This is a genomic window from Streptomyces sp. NPDC008079 (assembly GCF_042957385.1).
Lineage (GTDB): Bacteria > Actinomycetota > Actinomycetes > Streptomycetales > Streptomycetaceae > Actinacidiphila.
Window position 1 is genome coordinate 144,676 of sequence record NZ_JBIBIC010000009.1, and the last position, 26,424, is coordinate 171,099.

The 26,424-nt window shown below is 68.8% G+C and carries 23 protein-coding genes and 4 pseudogenes; 17 read left to right on the forward strand and 10 right to left on the reverse strand.

The window, feature by feature from the left end; genetic code table 11:
• Positions 1–30: 30 nt before the first annotated feature.
• From ACFZAM_RS20505 to ACFZAM_RS20540, 8 genes and pseudogenes are all read left to right on the forward strand, one after another.
• Positions 31–1,929: a coagulation factor 5/8 type domain-containing protein gene (locus ACFZAM_RS20505; RefSeq protein ID WP_391047889.1), complete on the forward strand. Its 1,899-nt coding sequence runs from the start codon at positions 31–33 to the stop codon at positions 1,927–1,929.
• A 186-nt stretch (positions 1,930–2,115) separates the two neighbouring features.
• Positions 2,116–2,562 (forward strand): hypothetical protein, encoded by a 447-nt coding sequence (locus tag ACFZAM_RS20510; protein ID WP_391047891.1) that lies wholly within the window; start codon positions 2,116–2,118, stop codon positions 2,560–2,562.
• A gap of 294 nt (positions 2,563–2,856) precedes the next feature.
• A complete protein-coding gene (locus tag ACFZAM_RS20515; RefSeq protein WP_355335078.1) occupies positions 2,857–4,089 on the forward strand; it encodes a GAF domain-containing protein in 1,233 nt (410 codons plus the stop codon).
• Between the two features lie 189 nt (positions 4,090–4,278).
• Complete coding sequence (gene adh / locus ACFZAM_RS20520; protein WP_188283206.1) at positions 4,279–5,796, forward strand: aldehyde dehydrogenase; 1,518 nt, start codon at positions 4,279–4,281, stop codon at positions 5,794–5,796.
• Between the two features lie 502 nt (positions 5,797–6,298).
• A pseudogene (locus ACFZAM_RS20525) lies at positions 6,299–6,481 on the forward strand (RHS repeat-associated core domain-containing protein); the annotation flags it as partial.
• Between the two features lie 1,034 nt (positions 6,482–7,515).
• Entirely contained in the window at positions 7,516–7,761 is a 246-nt protein-coding gene (locus tag ACFZAM_RS20530; protein ID WP_391047895.1) for an NUDIX domain-containing protein, read from the forward strand.
• Positions 7,762–7,844: 83 nt separating this feature from the next.
• Positions 7,845–8,345 (forward strand): hypothetical protein, encoded by a 501-nt coding sequence (locus ACFZAM_RS20535; RefSeq protein WP_391047897.1) that lies wholly within the window; start codon positions 7,845–7,847, stop codon positions 8,343–8,345.
• A 783-nt stretch (positions 8,346–9,128) separates the two neighbouring features.
• Positions 9,129–9,302, forward strand: a complete 174-nt coding sequence (locus tag ACFZAM_RS20540; RefSeq protein WP_391047900.1) for a cellulose binding domain-containing protein — start codon at positions 9,129–9,131, stop codon at positions 9,300–9,302.
• 170 nt (positions 9,303–9,472) lie between these two features.
• Here ACFZAM_RS20540 and ACFZAM_RS20545 read toward each other — a convergent pair whose 3' ends face one another.
• Positions 9,473–10,951, reverse strand: a complete 1,479-nt coding sequence (locus tag ACFZAM_RS20545; protein ID WP_391047902.1) for a glycoside hydrolase family 6 protein — start codon at positions 10,949–10,951, stop codon at positions 9,473–9,475.
• 154 nt (positions 10,952–11,105) lie between these two features.
• Positions 11,106–11,435, reverse strand: a complete 330-nt coding sequence (locus tag ACFZAM_RS20550) for a substrate-binding domain-containing protein (protein WP_391047905.1) — start codon at positions 11,433–11,435, stop codon at positions 11,106–11,108.
• Between the two features lie 244 nt (positions 11,436–11,679).
• On the opposite strand from ACFZAM_RS20550, the gene ACFZAM_RS20555 reads away from it, so the two are divergent.
• Positions 11,680–11,877 (forward strand): hypothetical protein, encoded by a 198-nt coding sequence (locus ACFZAM_RS20555; protein WP_391047907.1) that lies wholly within the window; start codon positions 11,680–11,682, stop codon positions 11,875–11,877.
• Positions 11,877–12,386, forward strand: coding sequence for a cation transporting ATPase C-terminal domain-containing protein (locus ACFZAM_RS20560; RefSeq protein ID WP_391047910.1), 510 nt, complete (start codon positions 11,877–11,879; stop codon positions 12,384–12,386). The genes ACFZAM_RS20555 and ACFZAM_RS20560 overlap by 1 nt, the downstream gene beginning before the upstream one ends.
• Positions 12,387–12,411: 25 nt before the next feature.
• On the opposite strand, the gene mgtA is transcribed toward ACFZAM_RS20560, so the two are convergent.
• The 3 genes from mgtA to ACFZAM_RS20575 form a co-directional block, all read right to left on the reverse strand.
• The gene (gene mgtA, locus ACFZAM_RS20565) at positions 12,412–15,105 is read right to left on the reverse strand and encodes a magnesium-translocating P-type ATPase (RefSeq protein ID WP_391047912.1); all 2,694 of its coding nucleotides are present in this window, start codon (positions 15,103–15,105) and stop codon (positions 12,412–12,414) included.
• A gap of 170 nt (positions 15,106–15,275) precedes the next feature.
• Entirely contained in the window at positions 15,276–15,542 is a 267-nt protein-coding gene (locus tag ACFZAM_RS20570; RefSeq protein WP_391048220.1) for a transposase, read from the reverse strand.
• A gap of 134 nt (positions 15,543–15,676) precedes the next feature.
• Positions 15,677–16,567: a helix-turn-helix domain-containing protein gene (locus tag ACFZAM_RS20575; RefSeq protein WP_391047915.1), complete on the reverse strand. Its 891-nt coding sequence runs from the start codon at positions 16,565–16,567 to the stop codon at positions 15,677–15,679.
• Between the two features lie 290 nt (positions 16,568–16,857).
• Here ACFZAM_RS20575 and ACFZAM_RS20580 point away from each other — a divergent pair, with 290 nt between their 5' ends.
• Positions 16,858–17,508, forward strand: coding sequence for a hypothetical protein (locus ACFZAM_RS20580; protein ID WP_391047918.1), 651 nt, complete (start codon positions 16,858–16,860; stop codon positions 17,506–17,508).
• 86 nt (positions 17,509–17,594) lie between these two features.
• Here ACFZAM_RS20580 and ACFZAM_RS20585 read toward each other — a convergent pair.
• A pseudogene (locus ACFZAM_RS20585) lies at positions 17,595–17,702 on the reverse strand (aldehyde dehydrogenase); the annotation flags it as partial.
• A gap of 110 nt (positions 17,703–17,812) precedes the next feature.
• Between ACFZAM_RS20585 and ACFZAM_RS20590 the strand changes: the two are divergent.
• The 4 genes from ACFZAM_RS20590 (at position 17,813) to ACFZAM_RS20605 (ending at position 22,841) form a co-directional block, all read left to right on the forward strand.
• Positions 17,813–18,388 carry an RHS repeat-associated core domain-containing protein gene (locus tag ACFZAM_RS20590; RefSeq protein ID WP_391047920.1) on the forward strand — a complete coding sequence of 192 codons (576 nt, stop codon included), beginning with the start codon at positions 17,813–17,815 and terminating at the stop codon, positions 18,386–18,388.
• A 270-nt stretch (positions 18,389–18,658) separates the two neighbouring features.
• Positions 18,659–18,838: a hypothetical protein gene (locus ACFZAM_RS20595; RefSeq protein WP_391047922.1), complete on the forward strand. Its 180-nt coding sequence runs from the start codon at positions 18,659–18,661 to the stop codon at positions 18,836–18,838.
• 242 nt (positions 18,839–19,080) lie between these two features.
• On the forward strand, positions 19,081–19,374 hold the full coding sequence (locus tag ACFZAM_RS20600) for a VOC family protein (protein WP_391047924.1): 294 nt from the start codon (positions 19,081–19,083) through the stop codon (positions 19,372–19,374).
• 1,613 nt (positions 19,375–20,987) lie between these two features.
• Positions 20,988–22,841 (forward strand): GDSL-type esterase/lipase family protein, encoded by a 1,854-nt coding sequence (locus tag ACFZAM_RS20605; protein ID WP_391047925.1) that lies wholly within the window; start codon positions 20,988–20,990, stop codon positions 22,839–22,841.
• 203 nt (positions 22,842–23,044) lie between these two features.
• Here the strand turns inward: ACFZAM_RS20605 and ACFZAM_RS20610 are convergent, their stop codons facing one another.
• Positions 23,045–23,209 carry a hypothetical protein gene (locus ACFZAM_RS20610; RefSeq protein WP_391048233.1) on the reverse strand — a complete coding sequence of 55 codons (165 nt, stop codon included), beginning with the start codon at positions 23,207–23,209 and terminating at the stop codon, positions 23,045–23,047.
• Positions 23,210–23,262: 53 nt separating this feature from the next.
• Between ACFZAM_RS20610 and ACFZAM_RS20615 the strand changes: the two are divergent.
• Both ACFZAM_RS20615 and ACFZAM_RS20620 read left to right on the forward strand, forming a co-directional pair.
• A pseudogene (locus ACFZAM_RS20615) lies at positions 23,263–23,481 on the forward strand (transposase); the annotation flags it as partial.
• Positions 23,482–23,628: 147 nt separating this feature from the next.
• Positions 23,629–24,192 (forward strand): annotated as a pseudogene (locus ACFZAM_RS20620) (IS701 family transposase); the annotation flags it as partial.
• Positions 24,193–24,364: 172 nt separating this feature from the next.
• Here ACFZAM_RS20620 and ACFZAM_RS20625 read toward each other — a convergent pair.
• The 3 genes from ACFZAM_RS20625 to ACFZAM_RS20635 form a co-directional block, all read right to left on the reverse strand.
• Positions 24,365–24,877 (reverse strand): hypothetical protein, encoded by a 513-nt coding sequence (locus ACFZAM_RS20625; protein WP_391047928.1) that lies wholly within the window; start codon positions 24,875–24,877, stop codon positions 24,365–24,367.
• A gap of 334 nt (positions 24,878–25,211) precedes the next feature.
• Positions 25,212–25,439, reverse strand: a complete 228-nt coding sequence (locus ACFZAM_RS20630; RefSeq protein WP_391047930.1) for a hypothetical protein — start codon at positions 25,437–25,439, stop codon at positions 25,212–25,214.
• Between the two features lie 21 nt (positions 25,440–25,460).
• Positions 25,461–25,901 (reverse strand): hypothetical protein, encoded by a 441-nt coding sequence (locus ACFZAM_RS20635; RefSeq protein WP_391047932.1) that lies wholly within the window; start codon positions 25,899–25,901, stop codon positions 25,461–25,463.
• Between the last annotated feature and the right edge of the window lie 523 nt (positions 25,902–26,424).

Genomic DNA, 26,424 nt, shown 5'->3' on the forward strand with positions numbered 1-26,424 from the left:
CCCCTCGCCGTCAGAAGGTGGTCGTAGCTCATGTCTTCGTTCAGGGCCGCAGACAGTGCACTTCCCAACTCGCAGCAGCCGCAGGCGCCATCGCAGTCGCAGCACACATCCGGGGAGCGCGGCGGTCTGAGCCGCCGTTCGCTGATCGCCACGGCCGCTTTCGCCGGTGTGGTGCCGTTGGCGGGTGCCGCGACCCCCGCCGCGGCGCGGTCGGCCGGCACGCACTCCCCCGGCTCCCACTCCCCCGGCGGCCACTCGCCGTCCACGGAACCCGACTTCGGCCCGAACGTCACCGTCTTCGACCCGAGCATGCCCGCCGCCGACATCCAGGCCGCGCTGGACGCGGCCACCGCCGTACAGGTCGCCAACGAATTCGGCACGCAGCGCTACGCCTTCCTCTTCAAGCCGGGCACGTACGACGTCGACGCGCAACTCGGCTACTACACCTCGGTCGCGGGCCTCGGGCTGTCGCCCGACGACGTGACCATCAACGGCGCGGTGCGCGTCGAGGGGCAGGCGCAGCCTGGCGGCGGCGACAGCGCGCTCACCAACTTCTGGCGCTCGGCGGAGAATCTGGCGGTCAACCCGACCGACGGCATCAACTGGTGGGCGGTGTCGCAGGCCGCGCCGCTGCGCCGGGTGCACATCCGCGGCCAGCTCTTCCTCTTCCCCCGGCAGGGCGGTTACTCCAGCGGCGGCTTCATCGCCGACTCGGTGGTGGACGGGCAGGTGATCAACGCCTCGCAGCAGCAGTGGCTGACGCGGGACAGCTCGGTCGGCTCCTGGTCCAACGGCGTGTGGAACCAGGTCTTCGCGGGTGTCGTCGGCGCCCCCGAGCAGTCCTTCCCCGACCCGCCGTACACGACGCTGGCCACCAGCCCGCTCAGCCGCGAGAAGCCCTTCCTGTACGTCGACTCGGCGGGCCGTTACCGGGTGTTCCTGCCGTCGCTGCGGCACGACGCGGTCGGCGCGTCCTGGTCCGGCGGTACGACCGAGGGCACCTCGGTGCCCATCGACCGGTTCTTCATCGCCAAGCCCACGGACTCGGTGCGCGCCATCAACCGCGCGCTGGCGCAGGGCAAGCACCTGCTCCTGACGCCGGGCGTCTACCGGCTGGCGGAGTCCATCAAGGTCAAGTGGTCGGGCACGGTGGTGCTCGGCCTGGGCTTCCCCACCCTCACGCCGGTCGGCGGAGCGGTGCCGATGACGGTCGCGGACGTCAAGGGCGTCCGCGTCGCGGGGCTGCTCTTCGACGCGGGCAAGACCAACTCCCCCGCCCTGCTGGAGGTCGGCAGCAGGCGCGGCGGCCGTACGGACCCGCGCGACCCGACCTCGCTCCAGGACGTGTTCTTCCGGATCGGCGGCGCGGGCGCGGGCAAGGCCACCACGAGCCTGGTCGTCAACAGCGACAATGTGCTGCTCGACCACATCTGGGCCTGGCGCGCGGATCACGGTACGGGCGTCGGCTGGACGGTGAACACGGCGGAGACCGGCGTGGTCGTCAACGGTGACCACGTCCTGGCCACCGGCCTGTTCGTGGAGCACTACCAGAAGTACAACGTCATCTGGAACGGCGACCACGGCCGGACGGTCATGTTCCAGAACGAGTTGCCGTACGACCCGCCGAATCAGGCCGCCTACGGGCATCACGGCGTCGCGGGCTGGGCCGCGTACAAGGTGGCGGATTCGGTCCGGCACCACGAGGGCTGGGGTCTTGGCAGCTACTGCTTCTTCAACGTGGACCCGACGATCCACAACGCCCACAGCTTCGAGGTGCCCGACCGCCCGGGCGTACGGTTCCACGACCTGCTGACCGTCTCGCTCAACGGAGACGGCGTGATCGACCACGTCATCAACGACTACGGCGCGGCGGCGCAGGGCTCGGCGACGGTCCCGGTGGACGTGGTGAGCTACCCGCCGGCGCACTGACGTCGCGCGCACGCCTGGGTGGCGGGCGGTGACGCGTGGTGACGGACCCCGGTGACGCGCCGCGTCACCGGGGCCGCGCGTGCGGCGGGTGCGGCGGGCGATCGGCGGCCGATACGGGCGGGACGTATGTGATGCCGTCCGGCGGGTAGCCGAGGGGTACGCAGCTCACCATCGGAGGTGACCGCAATGCTGATCCTGGGATTGCTGCTCCTGGCCGGTGCCGGTGCTTTCACCGGCCTCGCCATCGCCGACAACACGTCGGGAGGTCCCGAGTACAACGTGTCGGTGCTCGGGCACTCCATCGCGACCATGAACACCCTTCAGATCTTCTGCGCCGGTCTGGCGCTCGCCCTGATCTTCTGCCTCGGCGCCGCGATGGCGATGGGCGGCGGAGTGAGCCACCGGCGCAAGTCCCGCAAGCTCACCGAGGCCCGCAGGGCCGCGAAGGACAACGCCAGGGAACGTGACGCGCTGGCGGCCCGGTTGGAGACGGCGGACACCACGGCCGCACCGGCCGGGGACACCGGGACCGACTACGCGTACGGCGGTTCCACGGCGGCCGACAGCGCCGACGGTTCCGAGACGGCGGCCGCACCCCGGCACCGTCACGCGCGGCACCTGTTCGGCCACTGACCGACCGCGGTCCTCGGATGCCGTGAGGGCGGCGCCCCCGTGACACGGGGGCGCCGCCCTCCGTCGCGTCCTGGGAGCCGTACGAGGCGCGCGAGCGGCCCGAGCGGTACGAGCGGCCCGTGCCGTTCTGCTGCCGACCGGACGTGAACGCGGTGCGGACTGCCGCGAACAGCCTTCCTGCGGGCGAGGTGTCCGATTATGATGCGGATCACGCCGCCTCCCCTACGAGGTGGCACCCGGCAGTGCCCGGACATCCATGTCGACGACGAAGACGACACAGAAGTCGGGAAGGCCATGGCAGAGCAGGGTGCGCTCCAGCACCGCAGGACCGTGCTGGAAAACGAATGGGCCCGCCGCGTACCGCAGTTGAGGTCGGCGGGGGGCTATCCGGCGGGCCCGGCTCCGCTGCGCCGTGAGGTCACCGACTCCTGGGTGCGCAGCGTCGGCACGGTGGATCCCGCGCGGGACAGCGCGCCGGTCTCCGAGGACGGCGCGGTCCATCCGCGGTGGAAGGGTTCGCCGCTGCGCGCGCCGGTCGCCGACCTGTCGGGGGAACTGCACAGCATCGCCGAGGACGCGGGTTTCGTCGCGGCGGTGACCGACGAGTCCGGCACGATCCTGTGGACGTGCGGCGGCAGGCTGATGCGGCGCAGGGCGGAGCGGGTCAATTTCGCGCCGGGCGGGCGGTGGGACGAGCGCGCGATGGGCACCAACGCGCTGTCCCTGGCGCTGCGCACCGGCCGCCCGAGCACGGTCTTCTCCGCCGAGCACCTGGTCGCCGCCCTGCACGGCTGGGTCTGTTACTGCGCGCCCATCCACGCCCCCGACGGCCGGGTGCTGGGCGTCCTCGACCTCTCCACCACCTGGGACCGCTCGCACCCGCTGGCCCTGCCGACCGTACGCACCCTGGCCTCCGCCATCGAGGCCCGGCTGCTGGACGGCGCTCCGGAGCCGCAGCGCCCCGCCGGTCTCGAACTGCGCTGCCTCGGTACGGCGCAGGCCAGCAGTGACGGTGAGCCGCTGCATCTGCCGCCGCGCCAACTGGAGATCCTGACGCTGCTCGCCCTGGAGCCCGAGGGCTTCGCGCCCGACCGGTTGCGCGCGTCGCTGTACGGCGACCGCTGCGTGACCGCGTCCACGTTCAAGGCCGAACTGTCGCATCTGCGGCGCGCGCTGAACGGCGGGGTGGCGACCAGGCGGTACGCGCTGACGGTGCCGGTGAGCTGCGACGCGGCCGAGGTGCTGCGGGCGCTGGAGTGCGGTGACATCGCGGCGGCCGTCGGCCACTACCGCGGGCCGCTGCTGCCGATGTCGGAGGCGCCGGGCATCGTGGCCTGGCGCGAGCATCTGGAAGTGGTGGTCCGCGAGGCGGTGCTCGCCGACACCCGCCCCGAGCACGCGCTGCGGTACGGGGAGCGGGCGCCGTACGACGCCGCCGTGCACGAGCACGCGCTGCGGCTGCTCGGTCCCGGCGACGCGCGGCGCGGGATCGCGGCGAGCCGGCTGAACGCGGCGCTGCGGAGCTGACGCGACGGTCTCCGGCCGTGCGGGAAGCGGCGTCCGCGCCCCCCGGCGTCCGCACAGGCCCCGCGCCGCCAACCTTGCGCGCCCCGGTGTCCGCACAGGCCCCGCGCCGCCAACCTTTTGCCAACCTCGGGCCACCACAGTGAGTGCTGACACCGTAACCCGCACACCGGTACACCGAGGAGCGCCGCCATGGTCTACGCGCAGCCAGGCACCGAGGGCAGCATCGTCAGCTTCGCCCAGCGGTACGACAACTTCATCGGGGGCGACTGGGTCGCACCGGCCGAGGGACAGTATTTCGACAACCCGTCCCCGGTGACCGGTGAGACCTTCTGCCAGGTCGCGCGGTCCACCGCGCCGGACATCGAGCTGGCCCTGGACGCCGCGCACGCGGCCGCCGGTCCGTGGGGCCGCACCTCGGCCACGGAGCGGGCGAACATCCTCAACAAGATCGCCGACCGGATCGAGGAGAACCTCGAACGGCTGGCGGTGGCCGAGACGTGGGAGAACGGCAAGCCGGTCCGCGAGACGCTGGCCGCCGACCTGCCGCTGGCGGTGGACCACTTCCGCTACTTCGCGGGAGCGCTGCGCGCCCAGGAGGGCAGCATCTCGGAGATCGACGCCGACACCGTCGCGTACCACTACCACGAGCCGTTGGGCGTGGTCGGCCAGATCATCCCGTGGAACTTCCCGATCCTGATGGCCACATGGAAGCTCGCGCCGGCGCTGGCCGCGGGCAACTGCGTGGTCATCAAGCCCGCCGAGCAGACCCCGGTCAGCCTGCTGGTCGTCATCGAGCTGATCGCCGACCTGCTGCCCGCCGGTGTGCTCAACGTCGTCAACGGATTCGGCGTGGAGGCGGGCAAGCCGCTCGCGTCGAGCCCGCGGGTGGCGAAGGTGGCCTTCACCGGTGAGACCACCACCGGGCGGCTGATCATGCAGTACGCCAGCGAGAACATCATCCCGGTGACGCTGGAACTGGGCGGCAAGAGCCCGAACATCTTCCTGCCGGACGTGATGGCCGCGGACGACGACTACCTCGACAAGGCGATCGAGGGCTTCGTGATGTTCGCCCTCAACCAGGGCGAGGTCTGCACCTGCCCGTCCCGCGCGCTGATCCACTCCTCGATCTACGACGAGTTCATGGCCCGGTGTCTGGAGCGGACCCGCGCCATCGTCGGCGGCGACCCGCTGGACCCGGCGACCATGCTCGGTGCCCAGGCCAGCAACGACCAGTACGAGAAGATCCTGTCGTACTTCGACATCGGCAAGCAGGAGGGCGCCGAGGTCCTGACCGGCGGCACCAGCCGTACCGTCCCCGGCCTGGAGGGCGGCTTCTACATCGAACCGACGATCTTCCGCGGCACCAACAACATGCGGATCTTCCAGGAGGAGATCTTCGGCCCGGTCGTCTCGGTCACCACCTTCGACTCCACCGACGAGGCCCTCAAACTCGCCAACGACACCCTGTACGGCCTCGGCGCGGGCGTCTGGACCCGCGACGGCAACACCGCCTACCGGCTCGGCCGCGAGATCAAGGCGGGCCGCGTCTGGACCAACTGCTACCACGCCTACCCGGCCCACGCGGCCTTCGGCGGCTACAAGAATTCCGGCATCGGCCGCGAGAACCACAAGATGATGCTCGAGCACTACCAGCAGACCAAGAACCTCCTCGTCTCGTACTCCCCCAAGAAGCTCGGCTTCTTCTAGGACCCCATAAAGTGGCGCCTGACCTGGCCTTCCGACAGGCCGGGCGCCACCTCGGGGACCTCAGCGCCGTCGGTGTACGGCGCCCGGTGTTCTCCCAGATCTCCCCGTGGTTTCCGACCTCTGACCAGCTGTCCCGGGGCATTTCCGGGCCAAATGCTCTGAGACTGGTCATCGGCGGCGTCTGTGGCCGTCGCCCATCGGCGCATGGATTCCTCGATGCGACCGTCGGCGTAGTCCTGCGCTCCAGCAAGGAACGTGGCGCAGCAGCTGAACATCACCTGGACGCCCGGCCCTTCGGGCGCACTCGGCAGGATCAACACCGGAGGCCAGCCAGCAGGAGATGCCCGCGTACCGAAGGTCATACGGCCGCTTCCCGAGTATCAAGACCTACGTTGTTCGCCCCCGAGCCAGCCATAGCGAACGACGGCAGGGGTATATTGCGAGTTTCCATCCACGGCATTGACGGCGATCTGGACGTCATCACGGGTTCTTCCGGGTACGCCTCTACGATCCGGCATCTGGACGATTCCTGCAAAATGATCCGGTCGCCGACGGCTCGCCGAATCGCTACGGATATCCTGCCAATCCGCTGACGATGTATGATCTCAACGGTCAGTCCTGCCTTGGCAAAATGCGCAAAGCTTGGAGAATCCTCAAGTTCGCCAGCGCCATGGCCTTGTCGTAGCATCACTGTGGCTGCCCGCCGCCAAGATCCTAAAAATCAAGCGCGCGATTCGGGGACTGTGGGGTGTAAAAAATGCCGCTCGCCTCATCGTCGGAGCAACAAGCGTTCGATCGCTAAAATTGGAATCACATTCGGGGTCAGCATCCCGGATGTCGATTCAATTCTGAGCAACTGCAAGTAGCGGCACTTGCGGGGCGGACACAGAAGAGACTGCACCCGCCCCACCATCGGAGTTCACCAAACGAGGTGGGAATACCATTCGCAACAATAGAAATTGCGATCGGTTGCAGCCTCGACGTAGTGCGTGCGTGTGCGCGCAGCCCGACAGGCGGTAGGCGTCGCCCGCGCGCAGGGCGCAGGCGGGCCCGCCGAAGACGTCGAGCTGGCGGCGCTGGGGCCAGGAGGTCCCGACGAGTCCGGTGCGAAGGTGTCCTGTGACCGGGTTCGTCTGGCCTTTGACGGTCCACAGGTGGGTGTCGCCGTGGCAGGGTTCCGATTCGGGCAGGTCCAGCTCAGGTACCCGCTGCCGGAAGCGGTCGAGGGACTCGACCAAGCGAAGGCAGTTGGCGCACATGCGGGAAGCCGATGAGGGGCGCGCAGCAAGCGCCTTGCCGCAATAGCCCATCAGGTGGCCGGGAATCGGCCGGTGGGCGGCGCGCAAGGGTCAGCTGTCAGTCGCTACGGACGACCGTGAGGTGGCCTTCGGGGTCTGCTGCACGTTTGGCTGACAGGTCAGGTCAAGATGTCACCCAATCGTGCGGCAGACCCCCACGTCGTGCAGTTCCGTCTGTTCCGTATCGGGTTACCGCCCGGAGCACGCTCCTACATTGCCGCCGCCCACTACCGGCAGCGTCAAACCGGTCCGGGGATAGCCACCCCCACTAGCCGGCGGCGTCACGTCGGCCGGTAACCGATGGCCGCACCGCCCACGCGGCGCGGCCATCCCCACCAAACGACTACGGGAGGATCGCCTCGATGCCTGCACGCTGCCACGGCGCCACCAGCCGTCTCCTCACCACTGCCGCCGGTTCACCATGACCGGGACACACACCACCGCTGCGGGTCTGCGCCCTGGGCACGAGCCATCGGTCGCCGCCGCCGTGATCCTTCATGACGGGTGCGTGCTCCTGGTGCGCCGCACGGTTCCGGAGGGCACGTTGCTGTGGCAGTTCCCCGCCGGACGCATCGAGCCCGGCGAAACCCCGCAGCATGCGGCGGTCCGCGAGACTGGCGAAGAAACGGGAGTATGCGCGACCGCGATTCGGTCCCTGGGCTATTGAACCTGAACGGGTGTTGTCGGGGAGCGGTGTGCATCGCGTTGACCACGCTGGCTCCCGGGTAGGCGTCGCGGCAGGATGAGTGCATGACCGAGAACAACGCGGATCTGCTGGTGTTGCTACGTGAGCTGGATGATCCTGAGTGGCTGGAGTGGCCGCGGGACTTCGACCGTCGCGAGATCGCCGTGCGCTTCGGTCAGCTGGTAGACCGACTCGAAGGTGACTTCGCAGCTCACTGCACGACCGTGGCCGGGCAGGAGAATCAGGACTCCAGCGAGTACGGACGTATTTACGTGCCCGGGGACGCGACTGTGTGCGGGACCCGGATCGTCGTCTGTGTGAGCCAGTTCGGCTCACTGGCGCTGGTGTGCGCGGACAATCCTGGTGCCTTCCTCGGGACGGACGACGCGCAGGCTGAGGGTGAGCTGGACGGTGCTGACCTCGCCAGGGTCAACCGGGCGCTGGAAGAGCTCGGCTACGTCGTGGTTCCCGAGGAACTGCTGGAGAGCGACTACGACGGGCCGAGCCGACTGCACCCGCACATCCAGCGGCCCACCTGGTGGAATCGCTTCTTCGGCTACTTCTGACGATTACCCCGACAAGTTCAGGCCGGTGCCCGTCAGGCAGCCATCGATGACCTCCGGTCGGTACTGCAGCATCTTGAGCTTGCGTTTCACCGCGCGGGTGATCTGGCTGAGGTCGGCGGCGTCGAGGTTGCCGATGTCGCGTGTGACCAGTGACCAGACGCCCTCCTGCGGGTTGAGGTCCGGAAGCGTATGTCGGTAGCTGGAACACGGAGAGCCAGGCGGTGTCGGCTTCGAAGAACGCCCGCAGGGGTGCGACCAGGTGCATGCGCAAGTTGTCCCAGACCAGGACGATCGGGCCGCCGAGCTGGGTGTGGGCGCGGATGTCCAGGTCGCGGTAGTCCTTCCAGCCGGAGCCCTTCGGTTCGTCCTTGCGGCCCCGGTACTCGCGGATCGCGTAGATCAGCCTGGACTGCTCACCGGGCTTGTAGCAGGTCATCCTGGACAAGGTCGTCATCCCGGCCAAGGGCGAGTTCGAGTTCAGGCCCCACGAGCACTTCCTGCTGCTGGGCCCCTCATCCCGACACTGCGGCGAGAACGAACGTCTGCGGTTCGTCCTGTCCACGAACGAGCTCTTCGAGGTCGACGTTCCCGTCGGGGGCACGTTCTTCCCCGAAGGTATGTTCGTGACGGACTGACAGGGTTGGGTCGTGGGTGGACCAACCCCAGACACCTTCTGGGAACCATCCCGCGTACCGGGCCCCGACCTTGATCCGCCGCCTACACCGTCACCAGTGACTGGGGCGCGACCTGGGTCTTCGGCGGTGACCAGCGGATCGGCAACGCGTGGAACGGCGTACTGCCCCAAAGTGGCCAGACCGTCACGGCACGGGACGCGGATACAACGCCACCCTGGCACCCGGCGGCGCCGTTGACATCGGATTCACCGCCACCTATCGCACAAACCACGTCGTGCCGCACGGCTTCCCTGTCAACGGAACGGTGTGCGCGGCCGCCTGACCTTGTCAGCCGGTGCCGGCAGGGCCGGCCCCAGTCAGACTCAAAGGCGCGATCATTGCCGCTTTCCCCCGCGTGCGGGCTCGTCCCATCAATCGCCCGTGCCGGGCGTACCGCGGCGGCCGCGCCCGGGAAGATTCCGGGCCGGCCACCGCCGTAGAGCGGATGGTGCGTCAGGAGACGCTGCAGGCAGCGCCGTTGAGCGTAAACGCGGTGGGCGAGGTGGTTCCGGAGCCTGTTCCCTGGAAACCAAAGCTGGTGGAGCCGCCCGCGGGGACGGCGCCGTTGTAGCCCAGGTCGGTGGCGGTCACGGTGGCGCCGGACTGGGTGGTCGTGGCGTTCCATGCGCTGGTGATCTTCTGGTCGGCAGGGAAAGTCCACTTGAGCGACCAGCCGTTGACTGCGCTGCCGCCGGTGTTGCGCAGGGTCACGTCCGTGGTGAAGCCGCCCGTCCAGGCGCTGACGATCTTGTAGCTGACGGAGCAGGCCGCATCTGTCGGCGGCGGGGTCGTGGGCGGGGCCGTGGTCGGCGGGGTAGTGGGCGGGGCCGTGGTCGGCGGGGCGGTAGTCGGCGGAACGGTGGTCGGCGGGGTCGTCGGCGGAACGGGGTCCGAGGTTCCGGCGGATGCCAGCGCGTATGCCACGTCCGGCAGGAAGGTACCTGCGGCGCCGGCGCAGCCATCCGCCTCGCCTGGCGGCTTCACCCAGAGGAACGCGTCGATCGCCGCGTCGCCGGTGTTGGTCGTGGGATAGGCGCCGATCGCCCGGCCAGACGGGTCGCACCATGCCCCGCCGCCCGCTGGACCGTTGCCGTTGCGGCTGGTGTCCACCACGGCGTGCAGATTGGCCGGGTTGCCGAGCGCGGCCAGCACGTTCTTGGCGAAGTTGACCTCATTGGCCGTGGTATTGAAGTTGGAGACGTTGGTGAAGAGGCCGTCGGCATTCGTCAGGATGCCGGCGCTGCGCAGCCGATTGGCCTGCTCCGAGGCACTGTTCCAGGCCGAGTGGCCGCCGTCCAGGTAGACCTTTGCGTTGGGTGCGGCGGCGTGGATGGCGGCTCCCGCCCGGGAGAGCGAGGCGAACCGGTCGGCCTGCTGCTGTGCGGTCAGGCAGGTGGTCAGGGCGATGGAGTCGGGCTCCAGGATGATGATCGACCGGCCACTGCCCAGCCCGGCGGCGAAGTTGCGCACCCAGGCGTCGTACGAGGCCAGGTCCGGTGCGCCGCCTGCGGACGCGCCGCCGCAGTCACGGTTGGGGATCTCGTACACGGCCAGCACCGGCACCTGTCCGGCGGTGGCCGCGGCCGTGGTGACAGCCCGGACGTCACCGGTGACGGTGGAGGGGCGGTAGTTGGAGAACCAGATCGCCTGCGGCTGGCTTGCGATCCGCCGGGCGATGACCGGCTGGCGGGAGTCACCGGGATTGGCGGCAACCCAGCGGACGACCTGGGAGTTGGGGTCCGCGTAGAACTGGGTCCCGGTCGGGAGGCTGCCCTGCGCCGCGGCGCCCGCGGTGATCTCGGTGCTCAGGACGATGCCGGTGGCGGCGAGACCTGCGGCTACGCCGAGCGCCATGGCCTTGCGCAGCCGCGACCCGCGCGCGGGAGCCTTGACCGCCTCGGCCGGGCGTGGGGTACCGATGGGGGGTGTCACAGTTTTCCTCCGTGCTCTCGTGGGGGGAGAGGGCCCTCAGGGAGCGAGGGCCAGATGCGACGGGGTACGTGGGAGCGCTCCCACTGCTGGATTGAGCCTAGCGAGTACGACGAGGGCCCGTCATCCCCTGCGCGGGACGCACTTTCGGGCCGGCTCACTCTGCCGCGGTCCGTTTGGCCTCATCGGCAGGTCGATTCCCTGGCCACCGGAGTGAAGCGGCTGACGATCCCTTCCTGGTCCTTGACCGACGACGCGACCGCCGGGCCAGGAGGCCGACCGCGGACTGTGCCCTCGCGTCGTCGTCCGGGTCGATCGTGGACAGCGAGGGGGCGCGGTATGCGCTCGTCTCGACGTTGTCGAGGCCGATCAGCTTGACCTCACCGGGCACCCGCACCCCTGAGTCGGCGAGGCCGCGCGGCACGCCCATCGCCACCGTGCCGGTCGCGCAGAAGACACCGTCGAAGTCGAGGCCGTCGTGCACCATGTCCCTGGCGGGCGGCTGGCATCGGAGCTCGGGGTAGGAGTGACCTCATCGCAGCGTATGGCCGCACGCCGGGCCGTCTTCCACTTCGACGCCCACCTCAAGCGCAAGTCGACGGTGGACCAGACCTCCGGCGACCTCGTGGTGCACACCAAGGGCGCACTCGAAACCCGTCGCCCGGCGCGTCGTACCCGGGGCTCTGGACAACAGGCAGGAAGCCGAAGCCGGGCTGACCCTGATCGGTCTGGTGGCGATGGCCGACCCGCCCCGCGAAGATGTCGCCCAGGCGGTGCAGGCCCGCGGCGAAGTGGTCGCGCTGTCCGGTGGCGCGGTGCCGCTGCCGCTGCCGCTGCCGCTGACGGTCCTGCAGATCCTCGCCATCGACCTCGGAACGGAACGCTGCCCGCGCTGGCGTTGGGACGCGAGCCCGCCGAACCCGGAGTGATGGACCGGCCGCCGCGACCCCGCACCGCCGGAGTCATCGACCGGGCGCTGCTCATCCGCGCCTGGGCGTTCCTGGGAAGCATCTCGGCGGTCCTGGTCATGGGCGGCTTCTTCTTCACCCTCTGGCGGGCCGGCTGGCACCCCGGCGACCCCACCGGCGGCGGTACGGCCCATCACCACGCCTATCTGCAGGCCACGACCATCACCTTCGCCGGCATCGTCGCCTGCCAGATCGGCACGGCGTTCGCCGCCCGGACCGACCACGCCTCGCTGTTCACCATCGGCCTGCGGTCCAACCCGCGACTGCCGTGGGGCATCGCCTTCGAACCGGTCTTCACGGCAGCCGTCGTCTATACGCCCCCGCTCCAGGACATCTTCGGCACGGCGTCGCTCGGCCCGTCACAGCTGGCCGTGATCGCGCCGTTCCCCTTCATCGTCTGGGGAGCCGACGGACTGCTCAGGTGGTTCCGCCGCCGGAACGCACCAGGCCAGAGGGCCGGGACGCCGTAGTCATCGATTCAGGGTCAGTACGCGCCTACACCCGGGCCGTGCCGCCTGCCGTACGCTTCAGCGAGCTGAAGCGTGCGGCCCGCCGTCGCAGCAGGCGCCGGTGACCCGCGTGTGGCAAGGGAACAGTGTCCGGCGACGGCAAGGTGCGGTAGAAGAGCCACTTGCCCGCTTCGATCAGTCCGAGATAGCAGACGGTCAGGGCCGCCAGCGCCGCGAAGAACCCTGCCGGCAAAGGCTGGAATCCGAGGGTGTGGGCCAGCGGAGTCGACGGTAGTACGGCGCCGACCGCAGCCGCGCCGAACGCCGCCAGCACCAGGGGAAGGCTGGGGTGGCTGCGCCAGAACGGAATGCGGCGGGTACGGATGGCGAAGATCACCAGCGTCTGGGTGGCGAGTGACTCGACGAACCAGCCGGTCCTGAACTGCGTCGCACCGGAGTGGAAGACCCACAGCATGACGCCGAAGGTCGCGAAGTCGAAGACCGAACTGATCGGCCCGAAGCAGATCATGAAGCGACGGATGAAACCGATGTCCCAGTGCGAGGGGCGGCGCAGTTGCGCCTCATCGACGTTGTCGGTGGGGATGGCGAGCTGACTGGAGTCGTACAGCAGGTTGTTGAGCAGGATCTGCGACGGCAGCATCGGGAGGAAGCTGAGGAAGAGCGAGGCACCGGCCGCACTGAACATGTTGCCGAAGTTGCTGGACGTGCCCATGAGGACGTACTTGATGGTGTTGGCGAAGATCCGGCGTCCCTCCGTGACCCCGTCGGCGAGGACGTCGAGGTCCTTCTCCAGCAGGATCACGTCGGCGGCGTCCTTGGCCACGTCCGTGGCGGAGTCGACGGATATCCCGACGTCCGCGGCGTGCAGGGCGAGGGCGTCGTTGACGCCGTCACCGAGGAACGCCACGTCGTTTCCGGTGGTGCGCTGGACACGGACGATGCGTGCCTTGTCCTCCGGGCTCACGCGGGCGAACACCGTGGTGCGCTCGATCGCCTCGATGAGCTGGTTGTCGTCGAGCGTGTTCAGGTCTGTCCCGGTCAGGGCGGTGGCAGCGGGCAGACCCAGGTCGTGGCAGACCCGGACCGCCACCGCGGGGTTGTCGCCGGTGACGATCTTGACGTCGATCCCCAGGCCGGCGAGCCGGAGCAGCGCCGCTGCCGCATCGGGTTTGGGCGGGTCGAGGAATACCAGCAGGCCGCTGAGGTGCAGGGTGTTCTCGTCCGGGGCGGTGGGCTTCCGCAAACCGGGAGCCGGCCGGGTGGCGACGGCCACGACGCGGTTGCCCGCGGCGAACTCGGTCTCCAGCGCCTTCCTGGCGGTGTCCGGTACGTCGACGCAGCGCTCCAGCACGCTCTCCGGGGCGCCCTTGGTGACCAGGATCGCCGTGCCGGAGCCGTCGCGGACCACGGTGGAGACCATGCGCCGCTGGTGGTCGAACGGCAGTACCGCCACCTGCGTCCAGGCGGCGAGAGCCGTGTGCTCGGTCTGCGCCGCGGGTGAGTCCCACAAGGCGGCGTCCAGTGGATTGCCGCCCACCGCCGAGCCGTCGGCGGCATTGCTCTCGGTACTCAACAGGCCCCAGCGCAGTACCTGTTCGGGAGAGTCGTCGCCTGCGGGCACGGCGCGCATGAAGTCGATGCGCCCCAGGGTCAGGGTGCCGGTCTTGTCGGTGAACAGCATGTTGACGTCACCGAGGTCCTCGATGCAGACCAGGCGTTTGACCAGTACCTTGCGGCGGCTCATGCGCCGCGACCCGGCGGCCAGGCTGGTGGAGACGACAGCCGGGAGCAGTTGGGGGGTGATGCCGACCGCGATGGCGAGCGAGAAGAGCAGCGAGTCGATGAGCGGCTTGTGGAGCGCCACGTTGATCACGAGGATCGACGCGGTGAGGGAGCCCGCGACGTAGACGAGCAGCATGGAGAATCGGCGCAGCCCGCGCTGGAACTCCGTCTCCAGTTGGTGGCCGCTCAGCCCGACCGCGATCTTCCCGAACTCGGCATCGGCGCCGGTGGAGACCACCAGAGCGCGGCCGCTGCCGGAGTGGACGACCGTGCCCATCAGGGCGCAGCAGGTCAGGTCTGCCAGCGCCGTCCCGGCCGGAACCGGGTCCGTCGCCTTGGACACCGGCAGCGACTCACCGGTGAGGACGGACTCGTCGCATTCCAGGTCGGTCGCCTCCAGCAGCCGCACGTCGGCGGGCACGATGTCACCCAGCCGGAGGCTGACCACGTCTCCCGGTACCAGGTCGGTCACCGGAACGCTCACCGCTTTGCCGTCGCGGAAGACGACCGCCTGGTGGCGGATCTGGCTGTGCAGCGCCTCGGCGGCCTTCTCGGCCCGGAACTCGTTGACGAAGCCGAGGCCCACCGAGAGGGCGACGATCACCGCGATGATCACGGCGGCGCTGCGCTCTCCGACACCGTAGGAGACGGCCGCGGCAGCCAGCAGCAGTCCCAGCAGCGGAGACCGCAGTTGCCGCCACAGCACGGGAAGCGCCCGGGCACGGTGCGACGACACGGCGTTAGGCCCCCATCGCAGCAGCCGCTCCGCCGCCGCCTTCGCGGGAAGACCGTCCCTGCTGGAGGCCAGTTCGCCGACGACACGGTCGGCCGGAAGACTGGCCGCCGCAGTGACCGTGTGCGGCGTCCGGGCGTCGATGCCCCCGGGCGCCGCTGTTGCGCGCCCACGCGCCCTTGGGTTTGCGTGAAATACATGCACCCGATGCGCCTCTTCCAGACAGATCAAAAACCCGCTGCCGGGGACCGGGGCATCGTGCCAACCGTACGCGCGTCACCGGTGAGTGGCCACGCGCGCCAACGTGCGGGCAGGTTCGCCCGCGTTGACATGCGACCGAAGCGGGCGTTGACACCTGAGAACTCGTAACACGATCATGAGGACGCGTTGTTGAGGCGTCGCCAGCAGATGAGTGCGCAGGCGGGTGAGACGAAGGCGTTGTGGAGGTCGAGGCGTCGTTCCCGGCGGACGGCAAGTCGCTTGAACTGGTGGAGTTGGGCGAAGGTCTGCTCAACGACGTGGCGGAGCCTGCCGAGGCCGATGATGTCCCGTGATCCCTTGCGGGAGATGACCGGCAGGATCCGGCGCTGGCGCAGTTGTCGCCGGTTGGGGTTGCTGTCGTAGCCCTTGTCCCCGAGCAGGGGCGTCGGCCCGTACGCGCTTGCCCCGTCACCCCGTCACCCCGGCGCAGACCAGCGACCTCTGCCTGCGCGGGGGCACCTGGGCGTCCGCAGGGCCGGTCGGCCACGGCGCGATCCGGTGGCCTGCCGGCGTCTCAGCGGCGGGGGGTGAGGCATACCGTGCCGCTCAGGTGGATCCTGGCCTGGTCGACGTAGCCCGAGAGTTCGCGTCCGACGACGGAGCCGTAGTAGCGGTGGGCGTAGTGGCTGTGCGGCTGTTCCGGGGCCAGGTCGAAGTAGTCGCCGCGGTGGATGCCGTCGCCCACCGGGGCGCCGTGGGCGTCGAGGACGTTACCGTCGCTGGTGACGACGTACTGCCGGGTGGCGCGGCAGGGGAAGTCGCCCGGCTGGGACCGGCCCGGCGTGCGGCCGGGACCGGACGGGACGGCGCCGTTCCGGTGTCCGGTGGGGTGGAACGCGACGGCCGCGTAGCCGAGCGCCGCGATCACGACCGCGGTCACTGAGGCGGTGAGCAGGACCCGCCGCTGCCGTGACCGCGGCGCAGGGGTGGCTCCGGGCGGCGCCGGCTGTGCGGTCGGCCCGGCGGCAGGGGTCGCGGGCCCGTCGGCGGACGCCGGGCGCGGGTCAGGGGTGGCGGGCACCCCCGGGGGAGCCTCGGCCGGGGGCGTCGGCGGGACTTCGGCCGGCCCGCGGGGCGCGGCTGCTCCCGGCACTCCCGGCGGGGTGGCGGCCGGGGGGACGAGCGGGCCGGCGTCGGCGTTCTCGCCGGTGTCCGCGGACATCCCCAGGGCCTGGCGAGCGGCACGCCAGGCGGGTAATCGGGCCTCGGCACCGTCCCCGAGGGCGGTGATGATCGCCTCGGCCACCGGCCACGGCGGGACGCGCGTGCCGTTGGTCGCCTCGTTGCAGTAGGTGCTGCTGTAGCCCGCCCTGGCGGCGAGCTGGCGCACGCTCAGCCCGGATCGCCGCACGAGTGCCGCCATCAGGTCGTGCCATGCCGCGACCGGGTCCGGTGCCTGTGTCATCCCGTTCCTCGTCCCCTCGAAAGCTCTGCCCGCGTCAGGTGTCCGCCGGTGTCCGCCGGTGTCCGCCGGTGTCCGCCGGTGTCCGCGGACGTCCGCGGACACCGGAGAGCTGGGCGGACACCCCCCTGGACACCTAGACCTGTCAGTGGCGCCGCTGTCCGGCGGACGCCCGGCCGCCCCGGCCGCCGAGCTCGTAGCCTGCCCGGCCCGGAACCGCGGCCGGACGCCCCGGCTCGCACCGGCGCGACGACATGACGACACCTCGACGACACGACATCAGGAGATCCCCCATGCGTCTGTGGAAGCCTTTCGCACTCGCCGCCGCCACAGTAGCGGCGTCCGCCTCCGTCCTGGCGGCCCCCGCCTTCGCCGCCAACGGGCAGGGCGACAAGTACACCCACTCCACCACTCTTTCGCAGCCGAGTTGCTTCATCCATGCCAACTACCCCAAGGCCGGCGTCGCTGACTGGGGATGGACGAAGCCGCAGCGCTCACCGAAGGGCGGCTCCTACCACGTGGGAGTCCGGTACACCTACCGCGGCTACGCGCTGGTGAAGGACTACGGAGCAGCCGGGGAGCCCAGTTGGGGCTTCGTCGCCACATCCTGCCTGACGGATCCGCACGCCTACGACACGCACCACCGCCAGCTCCCCGACCGTCGTGCCGTGGGCGGCAGCGGGGCGGTCAAGTCGGTGGCGATGAGCGCCCCGCACGCCGGCAAGTCCAAGCGGGGGCTCGTCCACGTGGGCACCGGGCAGGTCGGCACCCTGCGCGACGCCGGGAAGTCCTTCGCCATCGGCAACGTCCGGGCCGGCGATGCCTTCTACCTCACCACCGAGCACTGCGGTAAGCACGACACCCGTGCCTGGATCCTGGGTTACGCCCCCGCGTCCGGCCGCTGGGGCTTCGTCCAGGCCGCCCACCTGCCGGCCTGCCACTGACCTGGAGCGCGGGCCGAGGGCTCGTCCTGAGCGCCTGTCCCGGTGCCGGGCGCCGTCCTGAGCGCCCGGCCCCGGCACTGCGCCGGTCACGGCTTCAGGACGACCTTCGTCCATCCCCGGTCGCGGTCGTCGAAGTGCCGGTAGGCATCGGCGTACAGGGGCAGCTCGTGCGAGACGATGAACGACGGCTCGGCGCCCGGTAACCCTGTCCGGACAACCGGCTCACCGAAGCGGACACCCCCACCCCCGTTCACTACTGCCTGGACGCGGCGGGCGGCATGACCGGCGTCGACACCCTCTTCACGTGCCCCGACACCAGGACCACCTGCGCCTTCAACCAGCTCACCGCCCTCACCGACGGCGGCACCGCCTACACCGCCGCGTACTCCGGCACCGACAACGGCGAACGCACCCGCCTCGGCGCGACCACCTTCCACAACGGCCCCGAAGGACTCGCCGCCTCCACCACCGCAGGAACCGACACCGGATACACCACCCGCGATCCCCAGGGCACACTCAACTCCATGAAAACCGGGGGCACTTCGGACTACTACCTCACCGACGTCGACGGCTCCGTCCTCGGCCTGGCCAACGCCGCCCGCACCCACAACCACAACCCCTACGGCCAGGACGCCTCTACTCCGTCGAAGCGCTGCCCCAGCCCTACCGCCTCCAGAGCACCTACCTCCAGCCCACCGGCCCGTACAAAACGGGCGCGCGCTACTACGACCCCACCCCCGGCCACTTCACCCAAACCGACCCCTCCGGCCAGGAAACCAACCCCTACACCGCCCTCGCCGGTGACCCCATCAACCACACCGACCCCAACGGAAGATCATTCTTCGGCAAAGCCTCAAGTTCGGATATTTCGCCAGTTTGACGAAGAAAGTAATAACCGAAGACGACAGCGGAGCGTTCGTTGCTAAAGTCGGATTTTTGGTGGGAATCGGAACAGAAGCGATTTGCGATGCAGCCGCCGCTGCCGGAGCCGCGCCTACTCTGAGAGCAAGTATCGGCCTAGGTATCACGGGCTGCACCGTGCTGGCATCCGGCCTCGCTGCGGCGGCCACCGCTGGCACAGAAGCCGCTCAGTAATAAACCGTGGCGAGGGTGGGTGTCACGCGGCACCCACCCTCGCGAGGAGATACATATGGTCAAACCGCTTCTGACGATCGCAGGTTTCGCGGCGGTCATCCTTATCGTTCTGGGTGTCAGCGCGGCGATAAAAGGCAACGGGGCGCTGGCCGTCATCCCCCTCGTCTTCGGTATAGGCATGATCGGGGCTATAGCGTGGATCAGCCACCGCGCCTCCGCCGCTGGCAATAAATGAGTCATCGCATCCCTGATCCCACACAGGCATTCGGTCAGCTCAGCCTCGTTTCAACGCCGGAGCCCGGTGCCGGACAGGCGGTTGCCGTAGTGTTCCTCGCCTCGTTGGCAGTCGTCGTCGGGTACTACATCATCATCCGACGTCGAAAATAGCCCGTACCGTGCGGGCCGCCACCAACACCCGGAACGCTCACGCTTCCCCGATTACCGGGCGTTCCGTCGCCCGGGCCACATGATGGGTGGATGCAGATCACTCCGCGCGCCTTCGCCCATATCCGCCTCACGGTCACCGGCGTCGACCGCTCCCGCGCCTTCTACGAGGACCTCTTCGGACTGCCCGTGGCCCTCGAGCTGCCCGCGGACGCGGACGACAAGACGCGCGAGGAACTGTCGTTCCTCTACGGCGGCGTCAGCTGCCGACTCGGTGACTCCCTGCTCGGGCTGCGCCCGGTCGCTTCGGACCGCTTCAGCGAGGACCGGGTGGGCCTGGACCACGCGGCAGCGAAACAGGCCCACAGAGCCCCGCCGCGCTGCTGACGCAACTGGGCGAGGCCGTCGTGGCCCAGGACGCCGTGAACCTCAGTGAATGGGTCACCGAGCAACTGCCGACAACGCTGCGGCCCGCGTCCTGGGCTGCATCCTCCACCTCGCCGACGCCACCTACGACGCCCGCCGGTGGTGGCAGTACGCCGCCGGTGAGGACCGCGCAGCCTCCCACTGCCTGTACCTGTCACCTGGCACGCGGAGAACCCACAGCCGCGTCATGGCTCGGCCAGTACAAGCCGCATCCCGGCCCGGCACCCCGAATCGAGCGGGCGGTATCCCGCACGGCGGGCAAACTGCTCGCCGAAGACGTCGGCCTGCCTGTGCCCAGCCTCTACTTCGCCGACCAGTTCATCTCACTGCTCGCCGCAGTCGGCGAAACCCGCCCCGGGACCCCGACCGCCTCTATGCCCTCCGCGCGCCGGCACCCAGGCGCCCACCTGGATTCCACACTGGAATCGGAGGGAATCGAGACCCGGGCGTTGCCCGGTGGCGTGGACGGCCGGGGCTGCGAGACGGTACGCCGTCAGCTTCACAGCTGGTCGTCGCGCTCTGCTCGTTCGGCGGGCAGACTCGTGCGGCCACCGCCGCACGGTCGGGGCGTCACACGTAGACGAGCTCTTACAACGGCTACCTAGGAGCGGATCGAGCCGCTGCTGCCGAGGAGGGAGCGGCGGTTCTGGTTTCCGGGACGTCGGCCGGTATCTGACCCGGAGGCGCTGTCACCCGGCTCCAGTCCCTGCCAACACGAAGGAGCACCGACGAAATGGCGTGTGCGGGGTGACGGAAAGAGGCCGCGTTCTCAGAGTGGGGTTGCTGCGCCGAGGTGGGTCCTTCGCTTGGCCAGCGGCCAGGGGGGAGTCGGCGGATAGCGTGTTCAGTCCGCGCGAGGGGTGAGGGGGGCGTGTGCTGGTGGGGAACGAACAGTTAGGTGTTGTGCTGGTCCACGGAATCGCAACGCGCAGCCGTCTCACTCAATCAAGTCCACACAGGTCAACGCCATGCGATCAACTTAGTTCGGTTAGACGGGTCATCCACGGTGACAGCGGGCCCGGGGAATTTCGAAGCGGGATCCGTCCGGGCCCGGGGCCTGTGACGGCGCAGAGGGCACCGGAGAGTCGGTGGGGCGGACGCGCCTGCTGACAGGCAGGTGCTTGTCAGTGCGTATCGGAGTAGATGCCAAATGAGCGTCTGACAGGCAATAACGGCGAACAGGGCTCATAAGGACACATCGGCCGCTAACATCGCCTGATTCCGCTTGGCCCGGGTGATCCGCCCGGCGGTCCGCGGAGGTGAGCTGAGGGGTGGGACTTATGCCGGGGACACGACGTGCGCTGGTCGCAGCGGTGACAGGAATGCTATTAGCGGCGGGGCTCATGGCACCCGCGGCACGTGCCGAACTCCCGCAGGACATGCCGCAGCCGTCGGCTGCGGCATGGCAGCAGCCCGTTGAGAGTTCAGGGCTGCTCCATACGGACTTGCAGGGGAACTCCAGCGTTCAGGGATGCACGGGCAACGACAGCACAGGGCCGATGGTGCAGCGGTTCACTGCCGGTGGGTCTCCGCTTCCCGGCGCGCCCGCGGGAGCGCTGGCGTCTTGTGTCAGCATGGTGAGCGCCGGTGGTCTGACGGTAGGCATCCGCCCACGCCCGCACGGCAACGGCACCGATCCTTCGGTCGTGGCGGCGTACCAGGGCGCGGCGTTGAAGTGGACCCGCCCCATCAGCGTGACGTGCGGCCAGTCTCCTGTCGCTATCGGATACGGACAGCTCGTCCCGGGCGCGGACGGCAACATCTACGGCGCCGGCACCGCGTACACCAACTGCGGCCGGCAGGCCGTGATCTTCGGCATATCCGCGACGACCGGGGCATTGCTGTTCGCCAACCGGTCCGCGGACGCTTCCGGCATCGTCGGGGCCTACCGGCGGGGCCTGGTAGTGGAGAACTACGCCGGAGACGGCGTGCGGTACATCGACTACCACGGCAACGACATCGGCCGCGTTCGCGTGGTGTCCGCCGCTGCCGAGATGCCGCAGCGGCTCGCTGTGAACCCCGACGGCTACGTGTTCGCGTACCTCACCAACCGCAGCGGCCCCACCTCCAAACCCGACTGCTGGCGGTACGACCCGGTCAACCGCCTCGATGTGTTCAACATCAGTGGCCGCACCGGCCGTTACACCCTGCCATACTGCGCCGACCCACTCATCAACGCTTGGACCGCTGCCTCGTGGGGGGTGCCGGTCCTGCTGACTGTCACTCAGGCTGGAAGCAGCACCGACCGCCTGATCGCTGTCGATCCCAGGGGCCATCTGCTGTTCACCCGTACCGTCCCCGAAAGAGACGACGCCCGCGACCGCGCCTACGCACCGGTCGCCGTCCAAGCCGACAGCCGCGGCCACATCGTGCTGCTGCGCAATGTCGCCTATAACGCGTACACCTCCACCAGCTTTCAGGTAGACACCTACAGCCACACCACCGGCGCGCCGGTGGACTCCTTCGACACCTCCGCGCTCGACTCCGGCGCAGGCGGAAACAGCAGCCAGTACGCCCTAGCCGAAGGCCGTCTCTACGTCGAACAAGTCCAGTGCACCGCCCCGGACGGGCTATGTGGCACTTGGCAGACCGTGCTGGTGTCCATGCCGCGCCCGGGGCTGGGGATGGACGAACCTCGCGCCACGCTCCTGAAATCCAGTGCGGCGCTTCCGGCGCCGGTCTCGACTGTCGCGCTGGGCGACTCCTACTCCTCTGGCGAGGGCAATCCGCCGTTCGACGCCGCTTCCCACGCCTGCGATCGTAGCCCGCAGGCGTGGCCCCGGCTGCTGGCGGTAGACGACGCGGCCGTGCATCTCGTAGCGCACCTGGCGTGTTCAGGGGCGGAAATCTCGGCGCTCAGCTCGACGTTCAAGGGGGAACCCGCACAGGTGACCACCCGTCTGCGTTCCCTTCGGCCCGCACCGAGCCTGGTCACGCTCACTATCGGTGGAAACGATGTCGGCTTCTCCCGCATCCTGACCCACTGCTTCCTCAGCGACTGCGTCCTGGATCGCACCCTCGCCCACGCGAGGGGCTACATCAGCCAGACGCTCCCGGGGAAGCTGCTGAGCGCCTATCAGCTGGTCAAAACGACAGCTCCGCATGCCCGGGTAGTCGTGGTCGGCTATCCGCGGTTGTTCCCCGCGCAGCAGTCGGCCACCATGCGGTGCGGCTGGCTCACACCTTCTGAGCGCTCCAATCTCAACGACCTGGCCGCGCAGACGGATGCCGCCGCCCGGGCCGCGGCCGCCCGCGCTCACGTTACCTACGTCTCGGTCCTGAACAGCTTCGACGGTCACGAACTGTGCAGCGCCTCACCATGGGTCTACGACATCGGCCGGAACGGCGGCGACAACCGCGGCCACCCCCTACCCGCCGGACAACGCGCCATCGAATCCGCAGTACGGCGGGTGATCGACGCCGTCTGACCACCACCAGGCCACACCGCCGGTGAGTGTCGCGAGGCTGGAGTGGCCTTGAAGGGTTCGCCCGGCCGTCCTCGCCTCAGTGACGCGCAGATCGCCCGGCTGGAGCAAGAGTTGCAGCGCGGTCCGCTAGTCCACGGATGGGCGGACCAGCGGTGGACGCCGACGCGGGTGAAGACGCTGATCGGGCCGCTGTGCCACGTCTCCTACACCGTTGAAGGCACCTGGTGGTTACTGAGACGGCACAGCTGGTCCTGGCGCAGCCAGCCCGGCGGGTGTTCGAGCGGAACGATGCGCCGAACGTCGGAGACGCCGACCTTGGCCTCATTACGCGTCTCGTAGTCCTCGGCCGCCGCCGGACTGTAGGCCACGCCGGGCTCCCGGCGCCGCGGGAAGCTTCGTGCGTCACCGCTGCGGCGCTCGTGCTGTCGGTCGCCGTGGCACTCGGCACGGCACCGGACTGGGCACCTACCGCTGGGTCGTCGAGCGAACCTTCGCGTGGCTCCACGGTTTCAAACGACTCCGCATCCACTGGGAACGACGAGCTGACATCCACGAGGCCATCCTCAAACTCGCCTGCTGCTTGATCACCCTGCGACAGGTCAACTCATTGTGTTGGCCGTTGTTAGTACTCCAGTCGTAGATCGTGACCTTGCTGGTCGGGGCTGGTGCGGAGATGGCTGCGGCCCCCGTTGATCACCGTGAGTTGTGTGGACAAACGAAAATCAGGCGGTGGCCGCGGGGCACAGCGGAGTGCCTGCCCGGTGGCGGGCGATGTTCGGACCAGCTGATGAGTCGCGTGACGGGCCGGTTCGCTCGGGTCGAACCCCGACGTCGCGCAACCGCGTTGGTGCTCGGCCTAGTCTCGGACCTGCCGAGGAAGAACTGCTGGACGCTGGCCGAGCACGCTGGCGACGCAGTCCCTGACGACGTGTGCGCCTACGTGATCGAGCACCTCGCCGACGACCAGGCGGTGCTCGTGGTCGACGAGACGGGCGACCTGAAGAAGGGCACGGCGACCGTCGGCGTCCAGCGCCTGTACACCGGCACGGCCGGCCACATCGAGAACGTCCAGGTCACCGTCTATCTCGTTTACTCCGCCTCCCGCGGACACGCCGCCATCGACCGAGCCCTGTACGTGCCACGCTCGTGGACTGAGAACCCGGATCGCTGCCGGAGCGCGGGCATCCCGGACGATCTGGCCTTCGCCTCCAAGCCCCAACTCGCTGCCCCCATGGTTGAGCGGGCCCTGGACGCGGGAGCTCCCGCTCGCTGGGTCGCGGGCGACGAAGTCTACGGCGATAACCCGCACCTGCGGACAGTCCTTGAACACCGTCGGACCGGCTACGTCCTCCTGCCGACCCCTTCGCTCACCCACGCCGTGCTGTCCGCGCTCACCCGACTCGATCCTGGCACGGGCGTCGACCAACTGGCCTTCGCTGCCCGACTCGCGGCCGCCGATCCGGAGGCCGCCCCAGTTCCGTGACGGATGCTGTGCTGGGTGGGGCGGGCGATGACGCTGGGTGTCACCGGCTCCGAGGTGGGCGTGAACGCAGGCCCAAGGCGGCGTAGACCAGGGTGTTCGGTGTAGCAGCGGTGCGGGATGCGAGGTCCTCAAAGTAGATCCAGAAGTGGTTGTCGTGGACGTGTCTCTGTTGGTAGACGTATGGGGCCAGGGCGTCCCACATGCGGACGATTCCCGTACCGAAGGAGCCGACAACCAGTTCCTGATCGATTATGCCGTGGGCGACGAGCCTGCCGAGGTCGTCGAAGAACATCCCTATCTTCAATGCATGGGGGCGAGCTTCGTCGGGAAGTTCGGTAACGCCGCAGTCGACGGAGTGCCGGGCTAGATCGTTCAAGACATACTTCTCATCTTCGAGGTAGGTCGACTCCGGGCCGTGGACTAACTTGAAGGCTTCGAGGATCACCGGCAGGTGGTTCCCTCCGTTGCTGAGGCGGTTCTGCCGCAGGGCCAGCAGCAATGCCAGAGAGGCGATCACTATGGTGGCGAGGTTCAGGACAATGGTCACGTCCACGGACTCTATGGAAAAGTGGCCTCGGGGCCCAGGGTCAGGGTCGCTTCGTGCCAGGGTGACCGTGGTGCCGTTGAGAACGATCAGTCGCGTTCGGCTTCGCGGGAGGCCGGTTGCCCGCTGCGGCGGGAGGACCGGCGGGTGATGCACCGGGACAAGTCTCAGCCATCAACTTGTGGGCAACCGCCGCCGGCGCGAGCGCCTCGACAGCCACAGCCGTGGCGCAGTACCGCTACGACTCCGTCGGGCGGCAGGGCCGTCCGGTCAAGCAAGGCGAACTCATCGCCGTATCATTCGCTGCCTTGAGCCTCTGGGCGTGCCAGTACTTCCTGGACGGTCATGTATCGGCACACTCCAGTAGAGAGAGATCTACCAGGACCGGTAGATTTCCCAGCAGCCGCTCCCTTTTTCGGCCTTCGTCCAAAAAGGCTCGGGAGTTGTAGGGAATAACTGCGTGCCCGTCCTCGACGTAGGCGTGCTCCGGCTCAAGCCTCATCGTCTCCGGGTCCCGGCCCGCACCGCCCTGCACCAACAAAGTAGAGGTCGCGCCCAGCACTTCAATCATTGACAGCTCGTCAGTTCATCCTCATGAGTTAGCACTCCCCCAGCCTACCGGCTGGGCCTTTCCTAACTGGTAGTCGAGGAAGACGATATTACCGTCCACGTTGACCACATTGAAGACGTAACCAATTCTGGATCCCGTGCCTCTGGTAACAGCAATGAGAACGCGACCACCTGGGCCCCAGAGGAGTACGTCCTTCATGACGCCACTCAAGCGCGCCCCCAAATCCAAGAGGCCGACGGTCGTCAGCAGGGCCGATCCTCTCCTACCGCCCTTGGTCCCGCCAAGAACAGTTACGGCGATCTGCTGAACCAGTTGGTCTGCGGCGGCGTACTCGTCGGCGAGTTGGTCACAGCCTTGCTGACAGAGCATTTGGGGCAGCGCGGTAGAGGCCAGGTCATATTCCCCCTGAGCCACAGCGGAGAAGTCCACAATCTCGCCGCGGAGTTCGCCAGGCTCAGCCACAGCCGATCGCCTGGGACGCTCACTTCTACGGCACTCCGGGAGAACCGAACTCCGGCGAGGCCGCTGCGTCATCGAGCGGACCCGCTGAGGCGCAAAGCGCCGTTTACGAACCGGTACGGCCGGTACCAAGAATATCGGGCCTGCCCGCGGTTGGCCGCGCTGCTTCCACACCTTCGCTTCGGCAGCACAGGCACGACCACCTCGGCCTCGACTCTGCCGTAGCACAGGCACAAAGCCCCTTCGTAGCCGACGCGCTGGTCTGCGCCTATTGGGCGGTATGGCATATCAGCCCATACGACCACCCCGGCCCCCGCGGACGGACGGCGTTCTCCGCAATCAGAATGGGGTTGCTGGGACGGCATGGAGCATGTGCCCGCAGCCGAGACAGACGTTCACAGGGACCCCGACGACCCGGCGGCTCCTGGACAGTTCGCACGACCCCGGCTGTTCGACGGTGACCGCGATACCGCACGGCCGCTTCTGCCTCGCACCTGTCCGACGGTGCGCTTCCACGGGCAGGACC